At 63.5% G+C, this 742-nt stretch carries 1 pseudogene; it reads right to left on the bottom strand.

Annotated features, from left to right (window positions below):
* Nucleotides 1–195: 195 nt before the first annotated feature.
* Nucleotides 196–566 (bottom strand): annotated as a pseudogene (gene tnpA / locus BZY54_RS46605) (IS200/IS605 family transposase).
* Nucleotides 567–742: the final 176 nt, after the last annotated feature.

Raw genomic sequence — 742 nt, 5'->3', positions numbered from 1 at the left:
CGGTGAGGCGCTCGAGCGCCTGATGCGCTCGGCGCAGCACTTCTTCCCCGGTGAGCAGTCGCCCGACCGGCGGACGCTGTACCGGGACGGAGACCGGGCGGCGGAGGAGTTCTACCTTTGATCTTGGCCAGTGCGCCGCTCTTCAGGGCGGTGGTGAGGGCCATCTCAGAACTGCTCTGACGCGCACGATTCAGCTCAGCTCACGGGGCGCTGCTGTCGCTCGATGTACTGCTGCACGACGGTGAGTGGTGCTCCGCCGCAGCTTCCGGCGAAGTAGGAGCCGGACCAGAAGTGGCCGCCCCACAGGTACCGGCGGACGTGGGCGTCGTATTCCTTGCGCAGGAGCCGGGCGGAGACGCCTTTCAGGGAGTTGACCAGCTTGGAGAGCTGGACCTTCGGCGGGCAGTGCACGAGCAGGTGTACATGATCCGGTTCTCCGTTGAACCGCTTGAGGTCGGCTTCGAAGTCGGCGCATACCCCCGCATGATCTCTTCGCAGCGCGTCTGCATCTCGTCGGTGAACGCCTTCCGCCGGTACTTGGTGACGAACACCAAGTGGACATGCAGACTCTAGACGACGTGACGGCCCGTTCTGATATATCGGGGTTTGGATTCCATCGCGATGACATACACCAGAATAGTATAGTGATCGTCGTGAGTGAACTCGGCCTGGTGAAGCGGCAGTTCGGGCACCGTGCCCGACTGGCGCTCTCGCCTGCCGGGATCCGCGTCATGGATGACCA

Origin of the sequence: Streptomyces carpinensis, assembly GCF_002154505.1 — a bacterium.
In the GTDB taxonomy this organism is placed as follows: Bacteria; Actinomycetota; Actinomycetes; order Streptomycetales; family Streptomycetaceae; genus Streptomyces; species Streptomyces carpinensis.
Note: the sequence above shows the minus strand (reverse complement) of the source record. Positions and strands in the feature narration are given on the sequence as shown.